Origin of the sequence: Sulfitobacter sp. M05 (genome assembly GCF_029285175.1) — a bacterium.
In the GTDB taxonomy this organism is placed as follows: Bacteria; Pseudomonadota; Alphaproteobacteria; order Rhodobacterales; family Rhodobacteraceae; genus Sulfitobacter.
The window spans coordinates 11,792-33,317 of record NZ_JABEDH010000004.1; the positions used below are offsets into that span (position 1 = coordinate 11,792).

24 protein-coding genes are annotated in these 21,526 nt (G+C 57.1%); 11 read left to right on the top strand and 13 right to left on the bottom strand.

Features of this window, described 5'->3' with window-relative positions; translation table 11 throughout:
• The 4 genes from HKX44_RS15520 (at nt 1) to HKX44_RS15535 (ending at nt 3,791) form a co-directional block, all read left to right on the top strand.
• The gene (locus HKX44_RS15520; protein WP_276152282.1) at nt 1-873 is read left to right on the top strand and encodes a sugar ABC transporter permease; all 873 of its coding nucleotides are present in this window, start codon (nt 1-3) and stop codon (nt 871-873) included.
• Nucleotides 873-1,712 (top strand): carbohydrate ABC transporter permease, encoded by an 840-nt coding sequence (locus HKX44_RS15525; RefSeq protein ID WP_276152283.1) that lies wholly within the window; start codon nt 873-875, stop codon nt 1,710-1,712. The genes HKX44_RS15520 and HKX44_RS15525 overlap by 1 nt, the downstream gene beginning before the upstream one ends.
• Nucleotides 1,713-1,728: 16 nt before the next feature.
• Nucleotides 1,729-2,001, top strand: coding sequence for a DUF2160 domain-containing protein (locus HKX44_RS15530; protein ID WP_276152284.1), 273 nt, complete (start codon nt 1,729-1,731; stop codon nt 1,999-2,001).
• Between the two features lie 68 nt (nt 2,002-2,069).
• Nucleotides 2,070-3,791 (top strand): ABC transporter substrate-binding protein, encoded by a 1,722-nt coding sequence (locus HKX44_RS15535; RefSeq protein ID WP_276152285.1) that lies wholly within the window; start codon nt 2,070-2,072, stop codon nt 3,789-3,791.
• Between the two features lie 56 nt (nt 3,792-3,847).
• Here the strand turns inward: HKX44_RS15535 and HKX44_RS15540 are convergent, their stop codons facing one another.
• Nucleotides 3,848-4,816: a helix-turn-helix domain-containing protein gene (locus HKX44_RS15540; RefSeq protein ID WP_276152286.1), complete on the bottom strand. Its 969-nt coding sequence runs from the start codon at nt 4,814-4,816 to the stop codon at nt 3,848-3,850.
• A gap of 85 nt (nt 4,817-4,901) precedes the next feature.
• Here HKX44_RS15540 and HKX44_RS15545 point away from each other — a divergent pair, with 85 nt between their 5' ends.
• The 4 genes from HKX44_RS15545 to HKX44_RS15560 all read left to right on the top strand — a co-directional run bounded on the left by HKX44_RS15545 (nt 4,902) and on the right by HKX44_RS15560 (nt 9,249).
• Nucleotides 4,902-6,086, top strand: coding sequence for an MFS transporter (locus HKX44_RS15545; RefSeq protein ID WP_276153236.1), 1,185 nt, complete (start codon nt 4,902-4,904; stop codon nt 6,084-6,086).
• Between the two features lie 97 nt (nt 6,087-6,183).
• A complete protein-coding gene (locus HKX44_RS15550) occupies nt 6,184-7,101 on the top strand; it encodes an MBL fold metallo-hydrolase (protein ID WP_276152288.1) in 918 nt (305 codons plus the stop codon).
• A gap of 5 nt (nt 7,102-7,106) precedes the next feature.
• Nucleotides 7,107-8,051, top strand: coding sequence for an MBL fold metallo-hydrolase (locus HKX44_RS15555; RefSeq protein ID WP_276152289.1), 945 nt, complete (start codon nt 7,107-7,109; stop codon nt 8,049-8,051).
• Nucleotides 8,052-8,172: 121 nt separating this feature from the next.
• Nucleotides 8,173-9,249: a YeeE/YedE family protein gene (locus tag HKX44_RS15560; RefSeq protein WP_276152290.1), complete on the top strand. Its 1,077-nt coding sequence runs from the start codon at nt 8,173-8,175 to the stop codon at nt 9,247-9,249.
• A gap of 3 nt (nt 9,250-9,252) precedes the next feature.
• Here HKX44_RS15560 and HKX44_RS15565 read toward each other — a convergent pair whose 3' ends face one another.
• The 12 genes from HKX44_RS15565 to HKX44_RS15620 all read right to left on the bottom strand — a co-directional run bounded on the left by HKX44_RS15565 (nt 9,253) and on the right by HKX44_RS15620 (nt 19,575).
• Nucleotides 9,253-9,690: a DUF302 domain-containing protein gene (locus HKX44_RS15565; RefSeq protein WP_276152291.1), complete on the bottom strand. Its 438-nt coding sequence runs from the start codon at nt 9,688-9,690 to the stop codon at nt 9,253-9,255.
• A gap of 87 nt (nt 9,691-9,777) precedes the next feature.
• Nucleotides 9,778-11,043, bottom strand: a complete 1,266-nt coding sequence (locus tag HKX44_RS15570) for an NAD(P)/FAD-dependent oxidoreductase (RefSeq protein ID WP_276152292.1) — start codon at nt 11,041-11,043, stop codon at nt 9,778-9,780.
• Nucleotides 11,044-11,069: 26 nt separating this feature from the next.
• Nucleotides 11,070-11,774 carry a c-type cytochrome gene (locus HKX44_RS15575; protein WP_276152293.1) on the bottom strand — a complete coding sequence of 235 codons (705 nt, stop codon included), beginning with the start codon at nt 11,772-11,774 and terminating at the stop codon, nt 11,070-11,072.
• A 4-nt stretch (nt 11,775-11,778) separates the two neighbouring features.
• The gene (locus HKX44_RS15580; protein ID WP_276152294.1) at nt 11,779-12,840 is read right to left on the bottom strand and encodes a c-type cytochrome; all 1,062 of its coding nucleotides are present in this window, start codon (nt 12,838-12,840) and stop codon (nt 11,779-11,781) included.
• Nucleotides 12,824-14,107, bottom strand: a complete 1,284-nt coding sequence (gene soxC, locus HKX44_RS15585) for a sulfite dehydrogenase (protein WP_276152295.1) — start codon at nt 14,105-14,107, stop codon at nt 12,824-12,826. Before soxC ends, HKX44_RS15580 begins: the two co-directional genes overlap by 17 nt.
• A 28-nt stretch (nt 14,108-14,135) precedes the next feature.
• Nucleotides 14,136-15,839, bottom strand: a complete 1,704-nt coding sequence (soxB, locus tag HKX44_RS15590; RefSeq protein ID WP_276152296.1) for a thiosulfohydrolase SoxB — start codon at nt 15,837-15,839, stop codon at nt 14,136-14,138.
• A gap of 93 nt (nt 15,840-15,932) precedes the next feature.
• Nucleotides 15,933-16,778, bottom strand: a complete 846-nt coding sequence (gene soxA / locus HKX44_RS15595) for a sulfur oxidation c-type cytochrome SoxA (protein WP_276152297.1) — start codon at nt 16,776-16,778, stop codon at nt 15,933-15,935.
• A 24-nt stretch (nt 16,779-16,802) separates the two neighbouring features.
• A complete protein-coding gene (gene soxZ / locus HKX44_RS15600; protein WP_276152298.1) occupies nt 16,803-17,132 on the bottom strand; it encodes a thiosulfate oxidation carrier complex protein SoxZ in 330 nt (109 codons plus the stop codon).
• Between the two features lie 23 nt (nt 17,133-17,155).
• Nucleotides 17,156-17,575, bottom strand: a complete 420-nt coding sequence (gene soxY / locus HKX44_RS15605; RefSeq protein ID WP_276152299.1) for a thiosulfate oxidation carrier protein SoxY — start codon at nt 17,573-17,575, stop codon at nt 17,156-17,158.
• A 92-nt stretch (nt 17,576-17,667) separates the two neighbouring features.
• Complete coding sequence (soxX, locus tag HKX44_RS15610; RefSeq protein ID WP_276152300.1) at nt 17,668-18,144, bottom strand: sulfur oxidation c-type cytochrome SoxX; 477 nt, start codon at nt 18,142-18,144, stop codon at nt 17,668-17,670.
• A gap of 118 nt (nt 18,145-18,262) precedes the next feature.
• Nucleotides 18,263-18,823 (bottom strand): thioredoxin family protein, encoded by a 561-nt coding sequence (locus tag HKX44_RS15615; RefSeq protein ID WP_276152301.1) that lies wholly within the window; start codon nt 18,821-18,823, stop codon nt 18,263-18,265.
• An 11-nt stretch (nt 18,824-18,834) separates the two neighbouring features.
• The gene (locus HKX44_RS15620) at nt 18,835-19,575 is read right to left on the bottom strand and encodes a cytochrome c biogenesis protein CcdA (protein ID WP_276152302.1); all 741 of its coding nucleotides are present in this window, start codon (nt 19,573-19,575) and stop codon (nt 18,835-18,837) included.
• Between the two features lie 70 nt (nt 19,576-19,645).
• On the opposite strand from HKX44_RS15620, the gene HKX44_RS15625 reads away from it, so the two are divergent.
• From HKX44_RS15625 to HKX44_RS15635, 3 genes are read left to right on the top strand one after another with little or no spacing between them, the layout of a single operon-like run.
• Complete coding sequence (locus HKX44_RS15625) at nt 19,646-20,014, top strand: hypothetical protein (protein WP_276152303.1); 369 nt, start codon at nt 19,646-19,648, stop codon at nt 20,012-20,014.
• Nucleotides 20,015-20,066: 52 nt separating this feature from the next.
• The gene (locus tag HKX44_RS15630) at nt 20,067-20,402 is read left to right on the top strand and encodes a metalloregulator ArsR/SmtB family transcription factor (protein ID WP_276152304.1); all 336 of its coding nucleotides are present in this window, start codon (nt 20,067-20,069) and stop codon (nt 20,400-20,402) included.
• Nucleotides 20,403-20,444: 42 nt separating this feature from the next.
• Nucleotides 20,445-21,500: a YeeE/YedE family protein gene (locus tag HKX44_RS15635; RefSeq protein WP_276152305.1), complete on the top strand. Its 1,056-nt coding sequence runs from the start codon at nt 20,445-20,447 to the stop codon at nt 21,498-21,500.
• Nucleotides 21,501-21,526: the final 26 nt, after the last annotated feature.

Here is a 21,526-nt window from a genome sequence, read left to right on the forward strand (position 1 = left end):
ATGAACAAGACCGTCAATCAAAAGGCGTGGTTCCTGATCCTGCCGGTGCTTGTGTTGGTCGCATTCTCTGCTGTTATCCCATTGATGACAGTGGTGAATTATTCAGTGCAGGACACGTTCGGCAACAACCAGTTTTTCTGGGCGGGCCTTGAGTGGTTCGAGGAGATGCTGGCATCTGAGCGGATGTGGAATGCGCTGGGGCGTCAGATTACGTTCTCGGCGATCATCCTTGCCATTGAAATTCCGCTGGGGATTTTTGTGGCGCTGAACATGCCCAAATCGGGGTTCTGGGCGTCGCTCTGTCTGGTGCTGATGTCACTGCCGCTTTTGATCCCGTGGAATGTGGTGGGCACGATCTGGCAGATTTTCGGGCGCGTGGATATTGGCCTGTTGGGCTATACGCTGGCGGCTTTGGGTATTGATTACAACTACACCCAAGATTTCTATGCTGCTTGGATCACTGTTATTGTGATGGACGTCTGGCACTGGACATCATTGGTGGCACTCCTGGCCTATGCCGGTCTGCAATCCATTCCTGATGCCTATTACCAAGCGGCCAAGATTGATCAGGCCAGCCGTTGGAAAGTGTTCCGCTTCATTGAGTTGCCCAAGATCACCGGCGTGTTGATGATCGCTATTCTGTTGCGGTTTATGGACAGCTTTATGATCTACACAGAGCCGTTTGTGGTCACCGGGGGCGGGCCGGGTAACTCGACGACCTTCCTGTCGATTGATCTGGTGAAGATGGCGCTGGGACAGTTCGACCTTGGCCCCGCCGCCGCGTTCTCGATCATGTATTATCTGGTGATTTTGCTGGTGTCCTACGTGTTCTACACCGTGATGACGAACCTTGATAAAAGGGATGGCCACTGATGTCCGATACCTTGCAAACACAACCTCGCCGCTTGCCGCGTATTAAGGGTAATGCCGTGGTGATGGGCCTGTATCTGTTGTTTTTGTTGCTGCCGATTTACTGGCTGGTGATGATGAGCCTGAAGACCAATTCGGAAATTCTGAACACCTTTACCCTGTGGCCGCGTGATCTGACGTTTGACAACTATCTGACGATCCTGACGGATGCGTCGTGGTATACTGGTTATCTGAATTCCATGGCCTATGTGGTGATGAACATGGTGATATCGCTGCTGGTGGCGCTGCCGGCGGCCTACGCCTTCAGCCGCTATACCTTCATGGGTGACAAACATCTGTTCTTCTGGCTGTTGACCAACCGCATGGCCCCGCCGGCGGTCTTTGCCCTGCCGTTCTTCCAGCTTTATAGCTCGGTTGGGCTGTTCGATACACATATCGCCGTTGCTTTGGCGCATTGCCTGTTCAACGTGCCATTGGCCGTGTGGATTTTGGAAGGGTTCATGCGCGGCGTGCCCAAAGAGATCGACGAGACCGCCTATATCGACGGCTATTCCTTCCCGCGGTTTTTTATCAAGATTTTCACGCCCCTCGTTGCCTCTGGCATCGGCGTCACCGCGTTCTTCCTGTTTATGTTCTCATGGGTGGAACTGTTGCTGAGCCGCACGCTGACATCGGTCAACGCAAAGCCCATCGCCGCCACGATGACCCGTACCGTCGGGGCCGCTGGCATCGACTGGGGGGTGCTGGCTGCCGCCGGTGTGCTGACCATCGTGCCGGGTGCTTTGGTGATCTATTTTGTCCGCAACTACATCGCCAAGGGCTTTGCCCTGGGTCGCGTTTAAGTAAGGGAGAACAATAATGGACTGGATGGCATGGACTTGGCCGACCGCCGCTTTCTTCGGCATCATCGCGGCAACGCTGGCGACCTTTACGGTGCTGGCAATCAAATTCCCCGAGGCACCGCGCGCCGGTATTTTGCGGATCGAAACGACCCGTGGTGATCGCCTTTTCATCACGCTTTTGGGCTCTGCCTTTATCAATCTGGCATGGCTTGGCCTACTGGATGCGCCGCAATGGGGTGCGTTGATTGTTTGCCTGTTCTACGCCGTAGCGGTGTTCCGCTGGGTGTAATCGAAAAGGCAGTCCGGCAAGCAAGAACCGGATCGCCTTCATTACCATCATTTAGGGAGGATCCAAAAATGAACTTGCGACTTAAGGGAACCACAGCAATTGCGCTGGCGACATGTATGTTCGCCGCCCCCGCCTTTGCTGACATGGATGCCGCCAAGGCATTCCTCGACAGTGAAATCGGCGATATGTCGGTGCTGTCACGTGCAGATCAGGAAGCTGAATTGCAGTTCTTCGTCGATGCGGCCAAGCCGTTTGACGGCATGGAGATCAACGTTGTCTCCGAAACCATCGGTACGCACACCTATGAATCCACCGTGCTGGCCCCCGCGTTTGAGGCCATCACCGGTATCAAGGTCACACATGACCTGATCGGCGAGGGTGACGTCGTTGAAAAGCTGCAAACACAAATGCAGTCAGGCGAAAACATCTATGACGCCTATATCAACGACTCCGACCTGATCGGCACGCATTGGCGCTATCAGCAGGCGCGTAACCTGAGCGACTGGATGTCTGGTGAAGGGGCTGCGGTCACCAACCCGAACCTCGATCTGGAAGATTTCATCGGTCTGTCCTTTACTACAGGGCCAGATGGCAAAGTTTATCAATTGCCCGACCAGCAGTTCGCGAACCTTTATTGGTTCCGCTATGATTGGTTCAACGACGAACAGAACAAGACGGATTTCAAAGCGAAATACGGCTATGATCTGGGTGTGCCAGTCAACTGGACCGCTTACGAGGACATTGCGGAATTCTTCACAGGGCGAGACCTGTCGCGTCTGGGTGTCGAAGGCGAAGTCTTTGGCAACATGGACTATGGCAAGAAAGACCCGTCTTTGGGTTGGCGCTATACTGACGCGTGGCTGTCCATGGCTGGTGCCGGTGACGTAGGCGAGCCGAACGGTCTGCCGGTTGACGAATGGGGCATCCGTGTGAACGAGAATTCACAGCCGGTTGGTTCCTGTGTCGCGCGTGGCGGTGCCACCAACGGGCCAGCGGCGGTTTATGCGGTGACCAAGGCAATCGAATGGCTGGAAAAATACTCTCCACCAGCGGCTGCCGGTATGACATTCTCCGAGGCGGGTCCAATCCCGGCGCAGGGCAATGTTGCACAGCAGATGTTCTGGTACACGGCATTTACAGCCGCATCGGTAGAGCCTGATCTGCCCGTGATGAACGAAGATGGCACGCCAAAATGGCGCATGGCACCTTCGCCACATGGTGCATATTGGACCGAGGGCACCAAGATCGGATACCAAGATGCCGGTTCCTGGACCCTGATGAAATCAACACCTGTTGATCGCGCTCAGGCGGCCTGGCTCTATGCCCAGTTCGTGACCTCCAAAACCGTTGACGTGAAGAAAAGCCATGTTGGTCTGACGTTCATCCGTGAATCCACGATCCAGCATGAAAGCTTTACCGAGCGTGCGCCGAAACTGGGTGGTCTGGTTGAATTCTACCGTTCGCCAGCGCGCGTTCAGTGGTCACCAACCGGCACAAACGTGCCTGACTATCCAAAGCTGGCACAGCTGTGGTGGCAGAACATTGGCGACGCGATGTCAGGTGCGAAAACACCTCAGGAAGCACTGGATTCACTCTGTGCAGATCAGGAAAAAGTGCTGATCCGTTTGGAGCGTGCCGGTGTTCAGGGCGACATTGGTCCGAAGATGAACGAAGAGAAAGATGCTGATTACTGGCTGTCACAGCCCGGTTCGCCCAAAGCGAAACTGGCAAACGAAGACGAAGAGCCGGTAACGATCGCTTATGACGAGTTGATCAAGTCCTGGCAGTAAGCCATTGATCCGGGGCTGGTTCGCCGGCCCCGGACACCTCCTCGCGTGGTGAGGCCCTATGCGTCGCCAAACGTGTTAAGGTATTCGCTGACCCGCACGCCGAAACGGCGTTGAAATGCGCGGCGCATACGTTGCAAATCCCCAAATCCGCTGTCTCTTGCGACCTGTTTCAACGGCAGGTTCTCTGACAACAGCCCCCGTGCGTGATCCACCCGCACCCGTTCAACGAACTGCGCTGGCGTGTCTTGCAAATCACGTTTGAAGTGCCGCGACAGGGTGCGCGGGTTCATACCCGCAGTTTCGGCCAGCCGTTCAAGCGACCAATGCGCCTGTGGTTGCGAGATCACCTGTTCAATCAGCCGCGCAAGCGTCTCGTCCTGCGAAAACTGGCCAGCCAGATGCAGGGCATATTGGCTCTGCCCTCCGGTGCGGCGCAGTTGCACAACCAGCTCGCGGGCGACCTCAAGTGCAACAGCCGGCCCGCAATCGGCGCGCACAATGGCCAGTGTCAGATCAATGCCCGTGACTACTCCGGCTGAGGTGAACACCCGCCCTTGTGTGGTGCATATCCGGTCCAGATCCCAGTTGACCTTGGCATAGCTGCGCACGTCCGCTGCGCGGGACCAATGGGTTGTTGCGGCCTTTCCGTCCAATACCCCCGCAGCGGCCAGTACGAGCGCGCCTGAGCAGATCGAGATCAACCGGCCGTCACCCTCCAATGCGGCGCGTTCCTGAATGATCCGGCGCAACTGCGGGTCTTCTATCATCGCGTCCACGCCGATGCCGCCGGGGATTAACAGGTCGTTTGAGGCAGAAGTACATCCCAGTTTCGCCTCCGGCTCCAGCCGCAGCCCGCAACAACTGCGCACCGGTCTGCCGTCCAAGGTGACATACCGCATCTTGTATTTGCGGCGGCTGTTCACGCGGGCCGTTTTGAACGTCTGTACCGATCCGGCCACATCCAAAAGGTTCATATCCTTATAAAGCAGAACGTCGATACTGCGCGCTGTGACAGGTGTGTCCATTTTTGATGCCTCTTTGACATGTCAGACATCATGCATCTGATTTACATCCAACCGTGTCAACCATTCCCAAGAAAGTCTTGCCCCTATGATCAACATGCCTTTTGCCCGTAACGGTAACTTTTTGGGGCTGCTGGCCGCCAATACCATCCTTGGTGCGGCGATGCCGATGCTGATTATCCTTGGCGGGCTTGCGGGGCTGATGCTGTCGCCGACCACCGCGTTGGCGACTTTGCCGGCCTCGCTGCAGACACTGGCGGGGTTGTTTGCCGCGGCACCGTTTTCGATGATGATGGGGCGGTTTGGCCGCAAGACGGGGTTTGTGATCGGTGTGGCCCTGGCTGTCGCCGGGGCGTTGCTGGGCGTTTGGGCAATGCTCTCAGGCAGTTTCATTCTGTTGTGCGCCGGTCACCTTGCGCTGGGGGCGGCGCTTGCCTGTTTTCAGTTCTTTCGCTTCGCTGCCGCAGAGGTTGTCAGCCCTGAGTGGCAGCCGGTGGCGATTTCGCTGATGTTGACCTCGGGCTTGGTTGCGGCTTTTGCCGGGCCGCAGCTCTTTATCATGGCCAAGGATGCCTTGGCACCCGTTCCTTTGGCTGGGGCCTATGCGGCGATTGGCCTGATATCCGTGATCGGGCTTGTGCCGCTTGCCTTTGTGCGTATGCCAAAAGGATCGGCCCCGGCAAATCAAACATTTCGCGATCGGCTTGCGGCCCTTGCGGTGTTGCGGCGCAAACCGGTTCGGCGGGCAGTTGCAATCGGGGCGGTGTCACAAGGGATCATGGTGTTCCTGATGATCCCGACACCGCTGGCGATGGTCGGCTGTGGTTTTAGCGAGGCGGTCGCAGGGGATGTCATCCGTTGGCACGTCGTTGCAATGTTCGCCCCCAGTTTCTTCACCGGGTTTCTGATCAAGCGTTTCGGGACAGAGCGCATTACACTTGCTGGTTTGGCCTTGCTGGTTGTCTCTGCGGTTGTTGCGCTTGGTGGTTTGTCCGGGGCGCATTTCTATGGCGCGCTTGTCTTGTTGGGGCTGGGGTGGAATTTTGGCTTTATCGGGGCGACAAACATGTTGGCAAATGTGGTGTCTGACGCGGAAAAGCCCATGGCGCAGGGGGCCAATGACACCGTGATTGCACTGGCCTCGACGCTATGTGCTTTTGCGGCGGGGGCCATCGTTGCGGGTTACGGATGGACGGTGCTGGCCTTGGCGGCGCTGGTTATTCTGGTGGCGGCATTGTGTTGCTTGCATTGGCCCGCGCGCCAACCCGCCTGATAGGCACACCGTTGAGCCGTGACAGGCCCACGGCATATCTCTTGCCCCACCCTCTGCTTTCCTTCATATTCAAATAGTAGAATTATTGGAGGGAAGGATGGCGGTTTCAAGACGACAATTCCTCGCGGGGGCGGCGGGGGTCGCGGCCAGTCACGGCCTTGCACTGTTTCCCGCACAGGCCCATGCGCAGATCACCTTGGGCGACATGCGGCTGGATGTGGTCAGTGACGGATCGCTGACCTTGCCGGGCGGGTTTATCTTTGACCCCATGCCCAAGGCCGAATTGCTGCCGATCCTCGAAACGCTTGGGCAGTCTGCCGAGGTGCTGACCCCGCCATGCAACGTGACGTTGCTGCGTCATGGCGGACGCACCGTGCTGTTTGATGTCGGATCAGGGCCGGATTTTGCGCCGGACTCCGGCGATTTGCTGGCGTCGCTTGCAGGATTGGATGTCACCCCTGACGAGGTGACCGACATTGTGTTTACCCATGCCCACCCGGATCATCTCTGGGGGCTGTTGGATGATTTCGACGACCCGTTGTTCCCGCAGGCCCGTTATCTGATCGGGCAGGCAGAGTGGGAGTATTGGATGAACCCCAACACGGTGGACGAGATTGGCGAGGCCCGCCTGTCGTTTGCTGTTGGCGCCCAGCGGCGGCTTGCGTTGATCAAGGATCAGATCGGGTTTTTCGGCGATGGGGATGAGATTATGCCCGGCGTTGCCGCCCGTGCCAGCTACGGCCATACGCCCGGTCATATGGCGTTTGAGGTCCGGCAGGGCGGGGATGCGGTGATGATCCTCGGGGATTGTATCGGCAATGATCATATCGCTTTCGCCAAACCGGAGTGGCACTCGGGGTCTGATCAGGACCCTGAAACTGCGGCAGCAACACGTCTGTCGTTGATGGACCAGCTGGCGCAGGAAAAGACCCGTGTCATTGGCTACCACCTCACCGGAAACGGTATCGGCTATGTTGATAAGACATCCGCCGGATATGCTTTTGTGAAGGAATAAAATTCATGCGACTGCTCTCCCTTATCTGTGCGTTGATTGCCGGCCCCGTTTTGGCCAGCGAGGACATCGCCGACCAGTATCCGGCGTCGATGCTGTATTCGAAACCGGTCGAGGTTATCCCGAATGTGTTTTCCGCCATCGGTGCCACAGCGCCGCCGACCTATGACAATGCCGGCCATAACAACAACCTTAGCTTTATCCTTACCGGTGATGGGGTGGTTGTGGTGAATGGCGGCGGATCATACCTTTTGGCCAAGGCATTGCATGACGAGATCAAGACAGTGACGGATCAGCCGGTCAAGCTGGTGCTGAATGAGAACGGGCAGGGCCATGCGATGCTGGGCAATTCCTATTGGGCAGAACAGGGGGTTGAAATTGTCGCCCATGTGGATGCCGCAGAGGAGTTTAAGGCCCATGGTGGTCAGGATCTGCGCGCGACACAGGCCCGTGTGAAAGAGCGGGCCGAACAAACCAAGGTAACCCTGCCGACCAAGACATTCGAAGATGAATATCTGGTTGAGATGGGCGATATGCAGATCGAAGCGCGCTATCTCGGACCAGCCCACAGTCCCGGCGATATTGTGATCTGGCTGCCTGCGCAAAGTCTGGTCATATCGGGCGACGTTGCCTTTCATGAACGCATGTTGCCGATCTTTGAGCATACGATGACGGCGGATTGGGTCGAAACATGGAATGCCGCCTTTGAACCGCTGGGCGCGACCTATGTCATTCCGGGGCACGGTCATCCCACCAACATGGATCAGGTGCGCCGCTATACGCATGATTACTTGGTCTATCTGCGCGAGAAGATCGGTGCGCATCTGGACGCGGGCGGTGATCTGGCTGACGCGTTTTATGTCGATCAGACCCCCTATAGGCATCTGGATACTTTCGAGGAGCTGGCCACCAAGAATGCAGGCCGGGTCTATGAACAGATGGAGTTTGAATAACGCGACAGCGGTCGCCGGGCGCGGCTGGACAGGGGCTGTCGGGCTGTGCCGTTGATCTGCGTCAATGCGGTTTGCCGGTCAAATCGATACCAAATGATCATGCCAAGCGGAGTTTTTGCCGATGGAGAACCTGATCGACAGTTTCGGAGAGGGCCGGATTTTATTCGGGTTTGCCGTGCTTATCGGTATGGTGTTCGGCGCTGCGGCCCAGCATTCTCGGTTTTGCCTGCGTGCGGCAACGATTGAGTTCTCGCATAACATCTGGGGGCCGCGCATTGCCATCTGGTTTGTGGCTTTCAGTGCGGCGGTCCTTACGGTGCAATTGGCCATTGTGCTGGGCCATCTGGATTTGTCCGATGCCCGCCAGATCGCGGCGCAGGGCAGTCTGTCGGGCGCGATACTGGGCGGGGCGCTGTTTGGCTCGGGGATGATATTGGCACGTGGTTGTGCCAGCAGGTTGCTGGTTCTGTCAGCCACGGGAAATCTGCGGGCCATTGTCACGGGACTGGTGCTGACCCTGACGGCGCAGGCCTCGTTACGGGGCGTCCTATCGCCGCTGCGTGAAAGTCTAAGCGCGATTTGGACAGTGGAAGGCGGCCCGTCCCGCGACCTTCTTGTCTATATCGGAATATCGCCGTTGAGCGCAGCGGTGATCGCCGGTGTCTGTGTGTTGCTGGCCATCGCATTCGCGGCCTATCGTGGCAAAGAAAAAAGCCGGATATTCGCGGCGGTGCTGGTCGGGGCGGCAATCTCGGCGGGCTGGATGGCAACCTACAGCGTGGCGCAAAACTCGTTTGAGGTGGTGCCGGTGTCCTCGATCACATTTACCGGGCCGTCAGCGGATACCTTGATGGGGTTTGTGAATGAACGCCAACTGCCGCTGAGCTTTGGATCGGGTCTTGTGCCGGGGGTGTTTCTGGGGGCTTTCCTGATGGCTTGGCTGTCCAAAGAGGCCAAAATACAACGCTTTGAGCCACAGATGCCGATGGAACGCTATCTTCTGGGCGGCGTTATGATGGGCTTTGGCAGTATGCTGGCCGGTGGCTGTGCCGTGGGGGCGGGCATGTCGGGGGGCGCGATTTTTGCCCTTACCGCATGGCTGGCCTTGTTGTCGATGTGGGTTGGTGCGGTGCTGACCCAACGCATTTCCGAAGCGGGTCTTGGGGGTGGGATTGCGCGCCCGCGCGCACAATCCTAATTGCTAATTCGCAACGGCCTCTTGGGCAATTTCGTCCAGCAGTGCCTGAACTTCTTGCATCGGCCCTTTGGGATAATTGCGGTACCCGACCATGACGCGCCCCTCACGTTCGGCCACAAAAATTCCGTAGGGACAATGGGCGATGTTCATCGGGTCCACCTCCATCATTTTGCGTGACAGAACGGCGGAACAGAAAATAAAGATGTCTGCCGCCTCGAACAGGGGCTGTGTGCTGCCGACATCCGCGCCGGTACGTTTCAGCATTTCACCGGTGTGGCTGACATGGTCGATGACCAGCCCCTTGCCGACAATGGCACTTTCCACGCTAAAGGTAGCGTCGTCAAAACTGCCATCGAAATCGTAGACGGTCGAGGTGTCTTCGGCCTGCGCAGCAGCGCTCATAAAGAGGCTGGCGATGCCGGCGATTAGAAATGATCTCATGTTGGTTCCTCCCGGATTAATTCTATCAGTGTAAAGAAAGAACCGCAGCAGGGGCTTTGATGTATCGCAAAACCCCTGCCGGAATATCTAGCCGAACATATCTGCAGTGATGCCCGCGTACCAACCTTCGGATTCCTCATAGGTCGCGCGGCGCAGATCGGCCGCTTCGCCGGTGGCGGAAATAAACCCGTCGACTTTGGCGATTTTCTCGTCTGTTGCCTCGTAGGTGGCCCCAACCTTGACGCCGTCGTTGGTGTCGATCAGTGACCAGCAGGTGTTGGAGAACTTGGCCGGGAATACCTTGGAACCGGTCAATGCCCCGCGCACCGCGTTGGCGCAAACCTTGGCCTGAGAGTTGGCCGAGAAGCCGGATTTTGGCATGTCGCCCTGTTGGGACGCGTCGCCCAGCACGTAAACGTCGGGGTCTGCTTTGGTTGACATATCTGCCGCGTTGACTGGTGCCCAATTGCCCTCTGTAACGCCGGCCAGTTCTGCGATCCGCCCGGCTTTCATCGCAGGAATGACGTTGCAGACATCCACTTGTGTGACCTCGCCATCGATGGTGACGGTCATGGCACCGGGATCAACCGAGACATTGCCACCACCGAAATCCTCGCCGATCCAGTCAACCATACCTTCGTAATAGTTTGCCCAGCCTTCCTGAAACAGGCTCTGCTTGGAGAACTTCGCCTTTGGGTCGGCGATGATGATCTTGGCCGTTGGATTGTTGGCCTTGAGGAAATGCGCAACCATTGACACGCGTTCATAAGGCCCGGGGGGGCAGCGGAATGGATTTGGCGGCGCAACCATTGCAAAAGTGCCACCTTCGGGCATCGCCATCAGCTGGGCCTTAAGCAGTTCGGTCTGCGAGCCCCCTTTATAGGCGTGGGGCATGGCGTTTTGCGCAGAGACGTCCCAGCCCTCGACCGCGCCTTCGACAAAATCAATGCCTGGGCTGAGGATCAGCTTGTCATAGGGCAGGGAACCGCCCCCAGCGAGGGCCACGGTCTTGGCGGCGCGGTCCACACCTGTGGCCCAGTCGTGGATTACATTCACGCCACCGGCGGCCAGCGTGCCATAGCTGTGGCCAAGGTCGTCCATTTCCTTGAAACCGCCAAGATAGAGGTTCGAGAAGAAGCAGGTGTAATACATCCGCGTTGGTTCGATCAACGTGACGTCCACTGCGCCTTTGCTGTCCTTGGCGATATAGCGTGCGGCGGTTGCCCCGCCCGCACCGCCGCCAATCACAACAACACGCGGTTTGCCATGGCCGGCGGCAAAAACACCGGGCGCGGCAAGTGTTACGGCGGCAGCGGCGCTGGTTCCGATAAAGGCACGTCTGTTCAGTGTCATGTGGTTTCCTCCCGATGTGGCCCCGCTTATTCGAGGTCCCTAAAATACGCAGCAATCGCTGCAACCTCTTCGTCAGACAGGCGCCCGGCCATCATTTGCATGACGGGATGTGGTCTGAGCTTGCGTTTATAAGCATACATGGCGACGACAAAATCTTGCGTCGGCCATCCGGAAATACCGGGGATGCCGTCATTGGCACCGCTGCTTTGGTGGCAGGTCGTGCATTCGCTGGCGAGATATTCACCATACTCTGGATCGCCCTGAATGGCGAGGATCGCAGGATCCAGATCGTGATCGGTGCCGGTCGCGGTGGGTTCTGCTTCGGGGATGTCTGACGGATTGTCCGAATAGGCACGCAGATAGGCCAGCAGATGCGAGCGCTCCTCAATGTCTTTGATCCCGCGAAAGCTCATTCTGGTTTTCGAGATCAGCGCCTTGGGGTTTTCAATATAGGCATCAAGGGTCTTTTCCGTCCAGATCAGCCCGTCGTCACCGGCGCGGATCATGCTTTTGGAGTATTTAACATCCGCCACAGCACCCGCTGGCCGCCCAAAGATTCCGTTTAGATGCGGTCCGACGCGGTTCTTGGCACCTTCACCTATTTCGTGGCAGGAAGTGCATTTGCGAAAAACATCGGCCCCTTTTTCCGGGTCACCCAATTCGTTCGACCATGCCATCCCTGCCGCGCAGATGGCGGCAAGGCTGAGGGCGGATTGGAGGGGCCAGCGCATTCCGCTATTCCGTAACCGACTTGAGGTATTCGATCACTGCGGCCTGATCCGCTTCTTTCTTGAGGCCCGCAAAGGACATTTTTGTGCCCTTCATGTATTTCTTGGGTTTGGCCAGAAACGCGGCAAGTTCGCCCTCTGTCCAGAGCAGACCATCCTTGCCGGCGGCCTGCATTGGTTTGGAGTATTTGAACCCCTCAACAGCACCAGCGGCCTGCCCGACGATCCCGGTCAGGATCGGACCGGTGCGGTTCTTGGCACCCGCGCCCAGTTGGTGGCAGGATTTGCATTTCTTGAATACTTTCTCGCCCTTTTCTGCCAGATCGGCGTCAAATGCGGCAACGGTTTCTACCGCTGCGGTTTCCTCTGCCGGGGCTGCCGCGCTGGTTGCGGCAACCTCAACTGGTTGAGCTTCCTCGCTGTCTGCGACCGCGGTCTCTTCTTGCGGCGTTACGTCCAGAACCCTGGCCCGCATCGTCACTTTGACCTCTGACTTGCAATTTTCCATGCAGGGTTCGCCGGTCCATTTGCTGTATTCGGTTTCGGCACGGTTATCGAGAATGAAGCCATCCGCATTGGGCATGTCGACGTCGAAAAAACTTTCGTTTGAAAGCACAAAGTCATCTTCGATCAGATCGTTTGAATACAGGATATAGGCAACAATCGAATAGACGTCATCGTCACTCAGGGTGCCGGCATTGCCATAGGGCATTGACCGTTTGATGTAGTCAAAAGCGGTTGAAAGATAAGGCCAGTAAGAACCGACTGTTTTTAACGGGTCCTCGTGATCCAGTGTGTCTGCGCCACCGGCCAGTTTGGGCCAGTTGTCGATACCTTCGGCAAAGTCACCGTGACAAGCCGCACATTGGGTGGCAAAAATCTCTTCCCCGATCAGTGCATCACCAGAGCCAACTGGCAATCCGGTGCCGTCAGGGCGGATGTCCCCATCCCATGCGGCAATCTCATCGGGCAGGGCTGCACGTCCGAGGCCAAATTTTTCTGCGAGGGCAGGGACGGCCGTCAGGGCAAGGGCACCTGCCAGTGCGGTTGATTTAAGAAACTTCGACATTTTCCGCCTCGCCGTTGCTGCGCACCAGCCATGTCTGGATGCAGTTATTGTGGTAGATCGAATTCAGGCCGCGCACTTCGCGCAGCTGCGCTTTGGTTGGCTGGATGTAACCGGTGTCATCCATTGCACGGCTTTGCAGTATCATTTCGCTGCCGTCCCATTCCGTATCCAGATAGAAACGGGTCAGGGCCATTTTTTCACCGGGTTTGGCCAGCCTTGCGGTTTCCCATGTCATGCCACCGTCTTTGGAGACATCCACGCGGGTGATCGCGCCGCGACCGGACCACGCCAGACCGGTAATCACCAGTGGCCCCTTGCCGTGGGTGATCGGTGCCTGCGGGCTGGGGCTGGTCACAACGGATTTTGCATCCATCGCCCAAGTCCATTTCCGCGCGATGCCGTTTTCCAGAACATCGGTATATTTTGAGGTTTCTTCGCGGCTTTCGACGGGGCCGTCCATCACCTCGATCCGGCGGATCCATTTGACCCACATGTTGCCTTCCCAACCGGGCACAACAAGGCGCACAGGATAACCGTGTTCTTTGCGCAGGGCCTCGCCATTGGCTTTGAAGGCAATCAGGCAATCATCCAGCGCCTTTTCCATCGGGATCGACCGCCCGTTGGACGAGGCATCGGCACCTTCGACAAAGATCCATTTGTTCTTGAGGTCACCTGCCGTATCCAGCCCGGCCTCTTCCAGCAGGGTGCGCAGGGGCACACCGGTGTATTCCATGTTGTGGATCATACCGTGGGTAAATTGCGCACCGTTCAGCTGGGCACCGGCCCATTCCATGCCAGTATTCGCGGCGCATTCGCAGAAATAGACGTGGTTTTCGCGCGGAAAGCGTTCAAGATCGGCGTAGGAAAACACCATTGGCGTGTCGACCAGACCGTTCAGCATCAAACGGTAGTCTTCCTTGCGCAAATCAATGGCACCGGAATGGTGGCGTTCAAAGGCACAGCCTTGCGGGGTGATTGTCCCATCCAGCGCGTGGATGGGCGTAAAGTTGATTGAACTGACCGTATCGGCCGTCAGCCACTCTACATTGCGCCGGATCACGTCACCCTCGTGTTCGATTGGCAAGCCGTAGGGGGTGGCATCCACCCCGTCGCCGAATTCCTGTGCCCAGGGTTGGACCTCGGTAATAAGAGGATCAGGGCTCTGCGCCTTGGCGGCTGTTGCGCTCAATGCGCCCGCGCCTGCTGCTGCTGCCCCCCGCAAGAATGCACGACGGGATGTCCCGTTTCCTGTTCGATTATCTGACATGTCAGATGCCTCCGTTTTGAAGCCTGGCCTAGTTGCCGACCACTGTCACACTGTTGTTTGGATCAAGAGAGATGGTGCCCTGTTTGGCGATATGCGCCTCGACCACATCCCAGATCGGTGGCCCTTCTGTGCCCTCGTTGACCGATGCCCAACCGGCAATCTGATAAGTCTTGGCTGGGTCAATCAGCTCGCCGGTCTTGAGCAGCGTCATTTCAGTGATCCGGTCGCCCTGCGGTTTGGTCACGTCGATCCGGTAGCCAAGGCCGCCGACACGCACCATGTCACCGCCCTGTTGGTAATAGGGATCGGGGTTGAACAGGTTGTCGGCCACATCCTCAAGCACCACATGCAGGAATTCGCCGGTCATTTCCGTGCGATAGGCCTCGCCATAGCTCATTGAGGTAACGTTCCAGATGTCCTGGCGGGTGATATCCTGCCCGGGCAGAATCGATGGCCCCCAACGCACGCCGGGGGACAGGGCAATATCGGCGTCCCGCTCGGAGATCAGCGCGTCACAGATCAGATCATCCCATGTGCCATTGAAATTGCCACGGCGGTAAAGTGTCTGGTCGTCTGCGGTCTTGCCGATCACCTCGGCCAGCGCATCGGCGTAAGGGGCGCGTTGTTCATCAATGACTTTGGTTACAGCGGCGTCGGGCGTGATCACATCCGAAAAGATCGGGATCAGCTTGTGGCGGAACCCCATCATGCGCCCATCGCGCACGTCCAGATCAACACGGCTGACGAACTTACCGTTCGAGCCGGAAGCCACGATGATGGTTTCGCCCACCAGCACCGGTTCGGGCAGCGCGTCATGGGTATGGCCTGACAGGATCACGTCAATGCCACTCACTTTACCAGCCATCTGTTTGTCCACGTCGAAGCCGTTGTGCGAAAGACAAACGACCAGCTCGGCGCCGGCGGCGCGAACTTCGTTCACCATTTCCTGCATCCGTTCATCGCGGATACCGAAAGAGTATTCAGGGAACATCCAGCCGGGGTTGGCAATCGGCATATAAGGAAAGGCCTGACCGATGACGGCGATCTTGACGCCGCCGCGTTCGAAAAACTTGTAAGGTGGGAACAGGTCTGTCGGCTCGTCCCACTCGGCATCGAAAATATTCTGGCCAAGAGCGGCAAAGGGCAGGCCCTCGACAATTTCATTCACCCGATCGGACCCCAACGTAAATTCCCAGTGAAAGGTCATCGCGTCCGGTTTCAGCGCGTTCATCACGTTGACCATGTCCTGACCTTGGGTCTGGTGGCAGGTATAGCTGCCGTGCCATGTGTCGCCGCCGTCCAGCAAAAGGGCATCCGGGCGATCCGCGCGGATGGCATTGACCACGGTTGAAACACGGTCCAACCCGCCAACTTTGCCGTATCCTTTGGCAAGCGAGGCAAAATCATCGTGGGTCAGCGCATAGGCCGAGGGGCTGCCGTCTTCCACGCCATAGAGTTTGCGGAAATCGGCACCGGTGATATGGGGCACCGCGCCCTTGTTGCCACCCACACCGATATTGACGGATGGTTCACGGAAGTAGATCGGTTTCAGCTGGGCATGAATGTCTGTCACATGGATCAGCGAGACATTGCCAAAGGTGTCAAACTCCAACAGCTTGTCCTGGGTAAGCGATTGCTGCGCGGCAAGGCGCGCCCAGTTGCCAAAACCAGAACCGCCATAAAGAGCAGCGGCTGCCATGCTGGTCTGTAAAAAATCACGGCGAGAAATCATGGTGGGCTCCTGATGTCACATACATATGCGCATTTGTGAATTGATTGGGTGTAAAAATGGCCCCGCCCGGAACACCGGTGCGGGGCCAATTGATTAGTTACGGATCGACGGGCCTTCGACACTCAACCCGTTGCCGCGGGAGGCGACATAAAGCTCAAGAGCTACGAATTCGGCGCTGCCGGGTTTGTAGGTTTCGGCACGTGTGTCACGGATACAGCCTTTAAAACGTGAATGTGCGCCGTTCAGCTTGGTGTTTTTCAAACGATACACGGGAAAGCCGTTGATCTGGCCTTGGCTCAGGTGGTCGGCGCGGATCATGTTGCCATAATTGTCTTCGTGGCAATTGGCACAGGACAGCTCAAGCTGGCCCGTCCGTGTGTAGTACAGTTCCTTGCCTTTTTCCCAAGTCGACTGCGCCGGGCCGTCGATTGCGACATTCACCGGCAGGCCGCGCGATACGGCGGACAGGGCTGCCTCCATGTTGATCGCGTCCCCCTTGTCGTATTTCCAAGGATCAGCGCCCATGCGGTTCTCGCGACAATCGTTCACCTGCATCTGCAAGGTGCGCACTTCGCCTGCTGCATCGTTCCACTTGGGATAGGTCGCCTTGACGCCGGCCATGCTGTCCATGTCGTTGTGACAAGAGGCGCATGATTTGCCTTCAGAGCCGTCTACCGTGTTCCAGGCGTCTTGCCCCTGTTCGACAAAAATCATGCCGGGGTTGTCAAAGTCGTCTGCCTGCATGGCGCGGGTTTCCGTGCCACGGAAAAGCCAGCCTGACATGACTTCATCCAAAGCATCCGAAAGATGCGCCGGTGCCGCAGTGCGGGTCACGATTTCGGTTTCTTCATTCAGTATCAGGTTGTCATCAACCGGGTCTGCCGATGCGATGGACGTTGCCATCAGCGTCGCCAGAAAGGCGCCTGTCAATTTCCGCATGGTTTCCCTCCCAAGGATTTTAATTCAGCCGATCGCGATTGATTTTGTTTCTTCATAGATCGAGCCGTCGTCGTCGTACCACGTGAACTTGAATTCGCCGGCCTCGGGTACCAGCGCTTCGAATTCGAAGTACGGGTTTGTCGAGATTGCAGGCTCCATCTTTACGTCAACGACATTCTCACCGTTAAAGTCACAGGTGAAACGATTGATAATCGAACGGGGGATCGGGTTGCCATCGTCCCCTTTGCGCTGACCGGATTCCATTTTGTGGCTGATCAGCGTCTTGATGGTGATCGCATCACCAGCGGCCGCTTTTTTCGGAACTTTGACGCGGGGTTTTACACCAGATGCCATGATAATTCTCCTTCGTATCTGATTTAGCCGCCGCAGCCGCCGATTGTGACTTTTACCGCGCTTGAGGCCTGAACGAATGAACCGTCCTCCAGTTTGGCAACGGCGACCACATCCTGTGTGCCGGCAAGGCGGATGCGTGTCGACGCAGAGCGGGACGCGGCCAGCTTGCCAAAGCTGAAGGTCGCGACGCCGGGTGTCGGGTTGCCGGTGGCCAGCACCAGAATTTCAACCGCTGTGCCGGAGGACACTTCGATTGGTACTGTGTTGCCGTTTTCGGCAATTTCCGGTGCGGTCAGCTTGATGTCGCCAGTGCCGATTTCTGCTCCGCCGGTAAAGGCGGCAATCGCTTCATCGCTTGTTGCGGCGGATACGCGCATTGGCAAACCTGCGACCAACAAGGCACCGGCCCCCATTGCGATTGCATTCCGTCTCGTGAATTCCATGTTTTTACTCCTGATTTTCCCGCATGAACGGGATGTCCCGATGGGCCGGCCACCCCTTTTTGCGGGGAATGGCAGTTGCACCTTGGGATTGGCTATTCTTTGAGAGTGACCAGATAGGCCACAACATCTTCGATCTGCTGTGCGGTCAGAAGCGGACCGAATGTATCGTCCGCCGCTTTGCCGGTATAGGCGTTGCCGGGACGAATGAACCCTTCGGTTTTGTAAAAGGACGGCATCATGCTGTCATCGAACATCACCTTGGCATTGGCCACGATCCCGCGCAGTTCGGCTTCGGACCAGCGAGAGCCGGCACCGTCAAGCATCGGGCCGATTTCGCCATGGAATGGCACGTCGGACAGATCGGTGACCTCGTGACAGGCCACGCAATTGCCCTGTTTTTTGTCACCGACAATCTTGCGACCGTTCGCAGCATCACCGGCCATACCGGACAAGGACTGCGCAACCGCGCCGTCATCATCAAAGCTGACGGCAGTCGGCAGCACCTCATCAGCAAAGGCCACTGAGGCCGCAAGCCCCATCGCGGCGGCAGAAATGACAGAAATCCTCATGCGTCCTCCCAAACGTATTTATTTTGCTACCCTAACGCGGGGTAACCGGTTCACGCAACAACAAATTCAACTACTTGAATTATTTGAGGGTGGCAGGTGCTGGCAGAATCCCGGCGGGCTATTTGCTTTGCTCTGCGAACTTACGTGCATGATATCTCTGGAAACTTTCGTCACCATCATAACCTTTTTCGACAACCCAGTTCAGCATGTTGAAAGTCGTGTACCGACCAAAGGCACCGGGCATTGTCGCAACCGCCGCCTGTGAGGCGGGGGTATCGGCACCGACCTCTTCGGGAAAAAACAGAATCATCGGGGTAAACAGCGCCCCCCATTTCTTGACCATTTCCTTTTCCGGCAGAGCAGTGCCGTCAAAATCGGTTACTTCGACATCGCCAAACATATTGATCTGCACAACGAAAAACTTGTCCTCGATAAATGCAGCGATTTCAGGCACGGGAAACACCTCTTCGTGCATCTTCTCGCAGTAGATACAGCCGCGCTGTTCGATGATCACCATAAGGCGTTTGCCTTCGCCCGTCGCTTCGGCCAGATCCTCGGACAGGTCTTTGAAAGTGTCGCGCATCCACGGGGCCTTGTGCAGCCCGTCGTCGCCCAGCTCGGCGGCAAAGGCTGCGACGGTCATAACAAGGGTGACATAAGCAGCGATCAAAAGTCTCATCTGGTGTTCTCCTAGCGCAGCACGCCGATGTCAGGCCCAACAGCCAGCATCCATTGTGCGATATAGTTCATTGAATTGGTCGCGATCAGTACACCAAAGACAATCAGCATCGCGCCCATAACTTTTTCTATCGTGCCAAGGTGACGGCGAAACCCTGTCATCCAGCGCATGAACGGGCCGATAAAGAATGCGGCCAGAATGAACGGCGCGGTCATCCCCAGCCCGTAGACAAACAACAGCCAAGCGCCGGTTGCCGCGGTGTCTGCCCCCGCAGCGGTGAACAGGATTGCAGCCAGTACCGGCCCGACACAGGGCGTCCAGCCAAAGGCAAAGGCCAGCCCGATCACATAGGCCCCCAGCAGACTGACGTTGGAGGTGCCGCCGCCATCTGCACGCAGCTGTCGGTACAGGATGCCGATACGGATCACGCCCAGAAAATGCAGCCCCATCGCGATGATTATCGCCGCTGCAATCCAGCGCAGGATGTCAAAGTATTCACGCACCACTTGACCAAACAGGGTTGCGGCGGCACCGAGGCCCATAAAGATGGTGATCACGCCTGCGGCAAAGAAACAGGCGGCCAGCACCGCGCGATTGCGGATACTGTTGTCGATCTGCGCATCGGCGGTGATCTGGTTCATGCCGATCCCGGCAAGATAGCTGAGGTAAAAGGGCACAATGGGCAGAATGCACGGCGAGAGAAATGATAGAATGCCAGCAAACGCAGCACCGGCAAAGGTGATTTCCAGCATGGCAGGGTCCTGCTCTTGTTTAATTCACACATTCAGATTACGTTATTTGATTAACAAAGGTCAATTTCGCATGTCTTTCCGGTCGTTTCTTTTTGGCTTCTTGCTGCTTATTACTTCGGCATGGTCTGCGGCGGCTGGTACGCAGCTTGTCATGGTCGAAGAAAAGGGCTGTATGTGGTGTGCCCGGTGGAACGAAGAAATTGCGTCGATCTATCCCAAGACGGATGCCGGAAAGGCCGCACCTCTGCGCCGCATTGATATTCACGAGGCTGTGCCGAAAGATCTAGAGTTCGCGCGCAGGTTGGTATTCACACCGACATTCGTGTTGATGGTGGACGGGAAAGAGATATCGCGGATCGAAGGGTATTCCGGGGAGGATTTCTTTTGGGGTATACTCGAAAAAATGTTGTCGGATGCCAGAATCGATTTTAGCAGCTAAATCCGGAAAAAGGGCCCGATTGGCCAGAAGCACGACAAGAAGAGAGAAGAAAATGGGCCTGCCGGTATTTGATGTGAACATGTGCCCCGAAGACATGGACAAAATGGCAGAGAATGCCATGGATGCGTCCAATTTCCTCAAGGCGATCAGCCATGAAGGGCGGTTGATGATCCTTTGCCATCTTGCTTCGGGTGAAAAATCGGTGACCGAGTTGGAAACCCTGCTGTCCGCCCGTCAGGCCGCCGTTTCACAACAGCTTTCGCGTTTGCGCCTTGAGGGGCTCGTGCGGCCCCGCCGTGACGGCAAGACGATTTACTACAGCCTGACCGACGACCGCCCCAAGCAAATCATGGAAGTCGTCTATGATCTGTTTTGCCGCGACAAATGACGGCGGCGGATTGGCACAGGGTCGATATGACGGGCCGCTCCGATGTATGAGATGGTGTCCGAACCGGCTGTTGTTGCCCTTGTCGGGCTGATTGGCGGCGTGCTTTTGGGGCTGGCCGCGCGGATCGGACGGTTTTGCACGCTGGGGGCCATCGAAGATTTGTATTACGGCGAAAACACATTGCGGTTGCGGATGTGGGGCGTTGCAATTGGCGTGGCAGTGATCGGGACCTTTGGCCTTTCGGCACTCGGCTTGCTGGATTTGGGCCAGACCTTGTACCTGACACGCGCCTGGAACCCGGCAGAAAGCATCATCGGTGGGCTGATCTTTGGCTATGGCATGGCTTTGGCTGGTAACTGTGGCTACGGGGCATTGGCGCGGGTTGGCGGCGGTGATTTGCGGTCTTTGCTGATTATCCTGATCATGGGCATATCTGCCTATGTCACGCTGGGCGGTCCCTTGTCGGGTTTGCGGATCTGGCTTTTCGGCGGGGCGGAACCGGCAGGCAAGATTCCGACCTTTGCCTATGGGGTGTCGCAGATCACTGGCGTATCCGTGAACGCCGCAGGTGTCCTGATCGGCTGTGTGATTTTGGCGGTGACCTTGCTGAACCGCAGTTTACGCCAGTCTTATGGTCATGTGTTCTGGGGGGCGATTGCCGGCCTGAGCATCGTGTCAGGCTGGGCAGGTACGCAGTGGGTCGCGAACACCGGCTTTGATGCGACCCCTGTGGTCAGCCATACGTTCTCTGCCCCGATTGGCGAAACCATACTCTATGTGATGACCGCGTCTGGCAATACCGTGGGCTTTGGCACCGGCTCTGTTGTGGGTGTGCTGCTTGGCGCGTTTTTGGGCAGCGTGATCAAAGGGCATTTTCGCTGGGAAGCCTGTGATGATCCACGTGAATTGCGCCGCCAGATTTTGGGTGCTGCGCTGATGGGGGCGGGCGCAGTGGTGGCGGTGGGCTGCAGTGTCGGGCAAGGGCTGTCGGCGTTTTCCGTCCTGTCATTCAGCGCACCTTTGACCTTGATCTGCATTCTGATCGGTGCGGCCATCGGTTTGCGCCAGTTGATACTGGGCTTTGCGCCCTCGTTGTAATTTGCCGGATTTCCGCCGATCGCGTC

Excerpts from the sequence above, each read along its gene's own strand:
- HKX44_RS15575 (WP_276152293.1), bottom strand. The coding sequence starts at position 11,774 with ATGCGCTGGCCCCTCCAATCCGCCCTCAGCCTTGCCGCCATCTGCGCG.
- HKX44_RS15625 (WP_276152303.1), top strand. The coding sequence starts at position 19,646 with ATGTCTTTCCGGTCGTTTCTTTTTGGCTTCTTGCTGCTTATTACTTCG.
- HKX44_RS15560 (WP_276152290.1), top strand. The coding sequence starts at position 8,173 with ATGGAGAACCTGATCGACAGTTTCGGAGAGGGCCGGATTTTATTCGGG.
- HKX44_RS15570 (WP_276152292.1), bottom strand. The coding sequence starts at position 11,043 with ATGACACTGAACAGACGTGCCTTTATCGGAACCAGCGCCGCTGCCGCC.
- soxA (WP_276152297.1), bottom strand. The coding sequence starts at position 16,778 with ATGCGGAAATTGACAGGCGCCTTTCTGGCGACGCTGATGGCAACGTCC.
- HKX44_RS15620 (WP_276152302.1), bottom strand. The coding sequence starts at position 19,575 with ATGCTGGAAATCACCTTTGCCGGTGCTGCGTTTGCTGGCATTCTATCA.
- HKX44_RS15530 (WP_276152284.1), top strand. The coding sequence starts at position 1,729 with ATGGACTGGATGGCATGGACTTGGCCGACCGCCGCTTTCTTCGGCATC.
- HKX44_RS15630 (WP_276152304.1), top strand. The coding sequence starts at position 20,067 with ATGGGCCTGCCGGTATTTGATGTGAACATGTGCCCCGAAGACATGGAC.
- HKX44_RS15565 (WP_276152291.1), bottom strand. The coding sequence starts at position 9,690 with ATGAGATCATTTCTAATCGCCGGCATCGCCAGCCTCTTTATGAGCGCT.
- HKX44_RS15580 (WP_276152294.1), bottom strand. The coding sequence starts at position 12,840 with ATGTCGAAGTTTCTTAAATCAACCGCACTGGCAGGTGCCCTTGCCCTG.
- HKX44_RS15525 (WP_276152283.1), top strand. The coding sequence starts at position 873 with ATGTCCGATACCTTGCAAACACAACCTCGCCGCTTGCCGCGTATTAAG.
- soxY (WP_276152299.1), bottom strand. The coding sequence starts at position 17,575 with ATGGAATTCACGAGACGGAATGCAATCGCAATGGGGGCCGGTGCCTTG.
- HKX44_RS15535 (WP_276152285.1), top strand. The coding sequence starts at position 2,070 with ATGAACTTGCGACTTAAGGGAACCACAGCAATTGCGCTGGCGACATGT.
- HKX44_RS15540 (WP_276152286.1), bottom strand. The coding sequence starts at position 4,816 with ATGGACACACCTGTCACAGCGCGCAGTATCGACGTTCTGCTTTATAAG.
- soxX (WP_276152300.1), bottom strand. The coding sequence starts at position 18,144 with ATGAGGATTTCTGTCATTTCTGCCGCCGCGATGGGGCTTGCGGCCTCA.
- soxZ (WP_276152298.1), bottom strand. The coding sequence starts at position 17,132 with ATGGCATCTGGTGTAAAACCCCGCGTCAAAGTTCCGAAAAAAGCGGCC.
- HKX44_RS15550 (WP_276152288.1), top strand. The coding sequence starts at position 6,184 with ATGGCGGTTTCAAGACGACAATTCCTCGCGGGGGCGGCGGGGGTCGCG.
- soxB (WP_276152296.1), bottom strand. The coding sequence starts at position 15,839 with ATGATTTCTCGCCGTGATTTTTTACAGACCAGCATGGCAGCCGCTGCT.
- HKX44_RS15615 (WP_276152301.1), bottom strand. The coding sequence starts at position 18,823 with ATGAGACTTTTGATCGCTGCTTATGTCACCCTTGTTATGACCGTCGCA.
- HKX44_RS15520 (WP_276152282.1), top strand. The coding sequence starts at position 1 with ATGAACAAGACCGTCAATCAAAAGGCGTGGTTCCTGATCCTGCCGGTG.
- HKX44_RS15555 (WP_276152289.1), top strand. The coding sequence starts at position 7,107 with ATGCGACTGCTCTCCCTTATCTGTGCGTTGATTGCCGGCCCCGTTTTG.
- soxC (WP_276152295.1), bottom strand. The coding sequence starts at position 14,107 with ATGTCAGATAATCGAACAGGAAACGGGACATCCCGTCGTGCATTCTTG.
- HKX44_RS15545 (WP_276153236.1), top strand. The coding sequence starts at position 4,902 with ATGATCAACATGCCTTTTGCCCGTAACGGTAACTTTTTGGGGCTGCTG.
- HKX44_RS15635 (WP_276152305.1), top strand. The coding sequence starts at position 20,445 with ATGTATGAGATGGTGTCCGAACCGGCTGTTGTTGCCCTTGTCGGGCTG.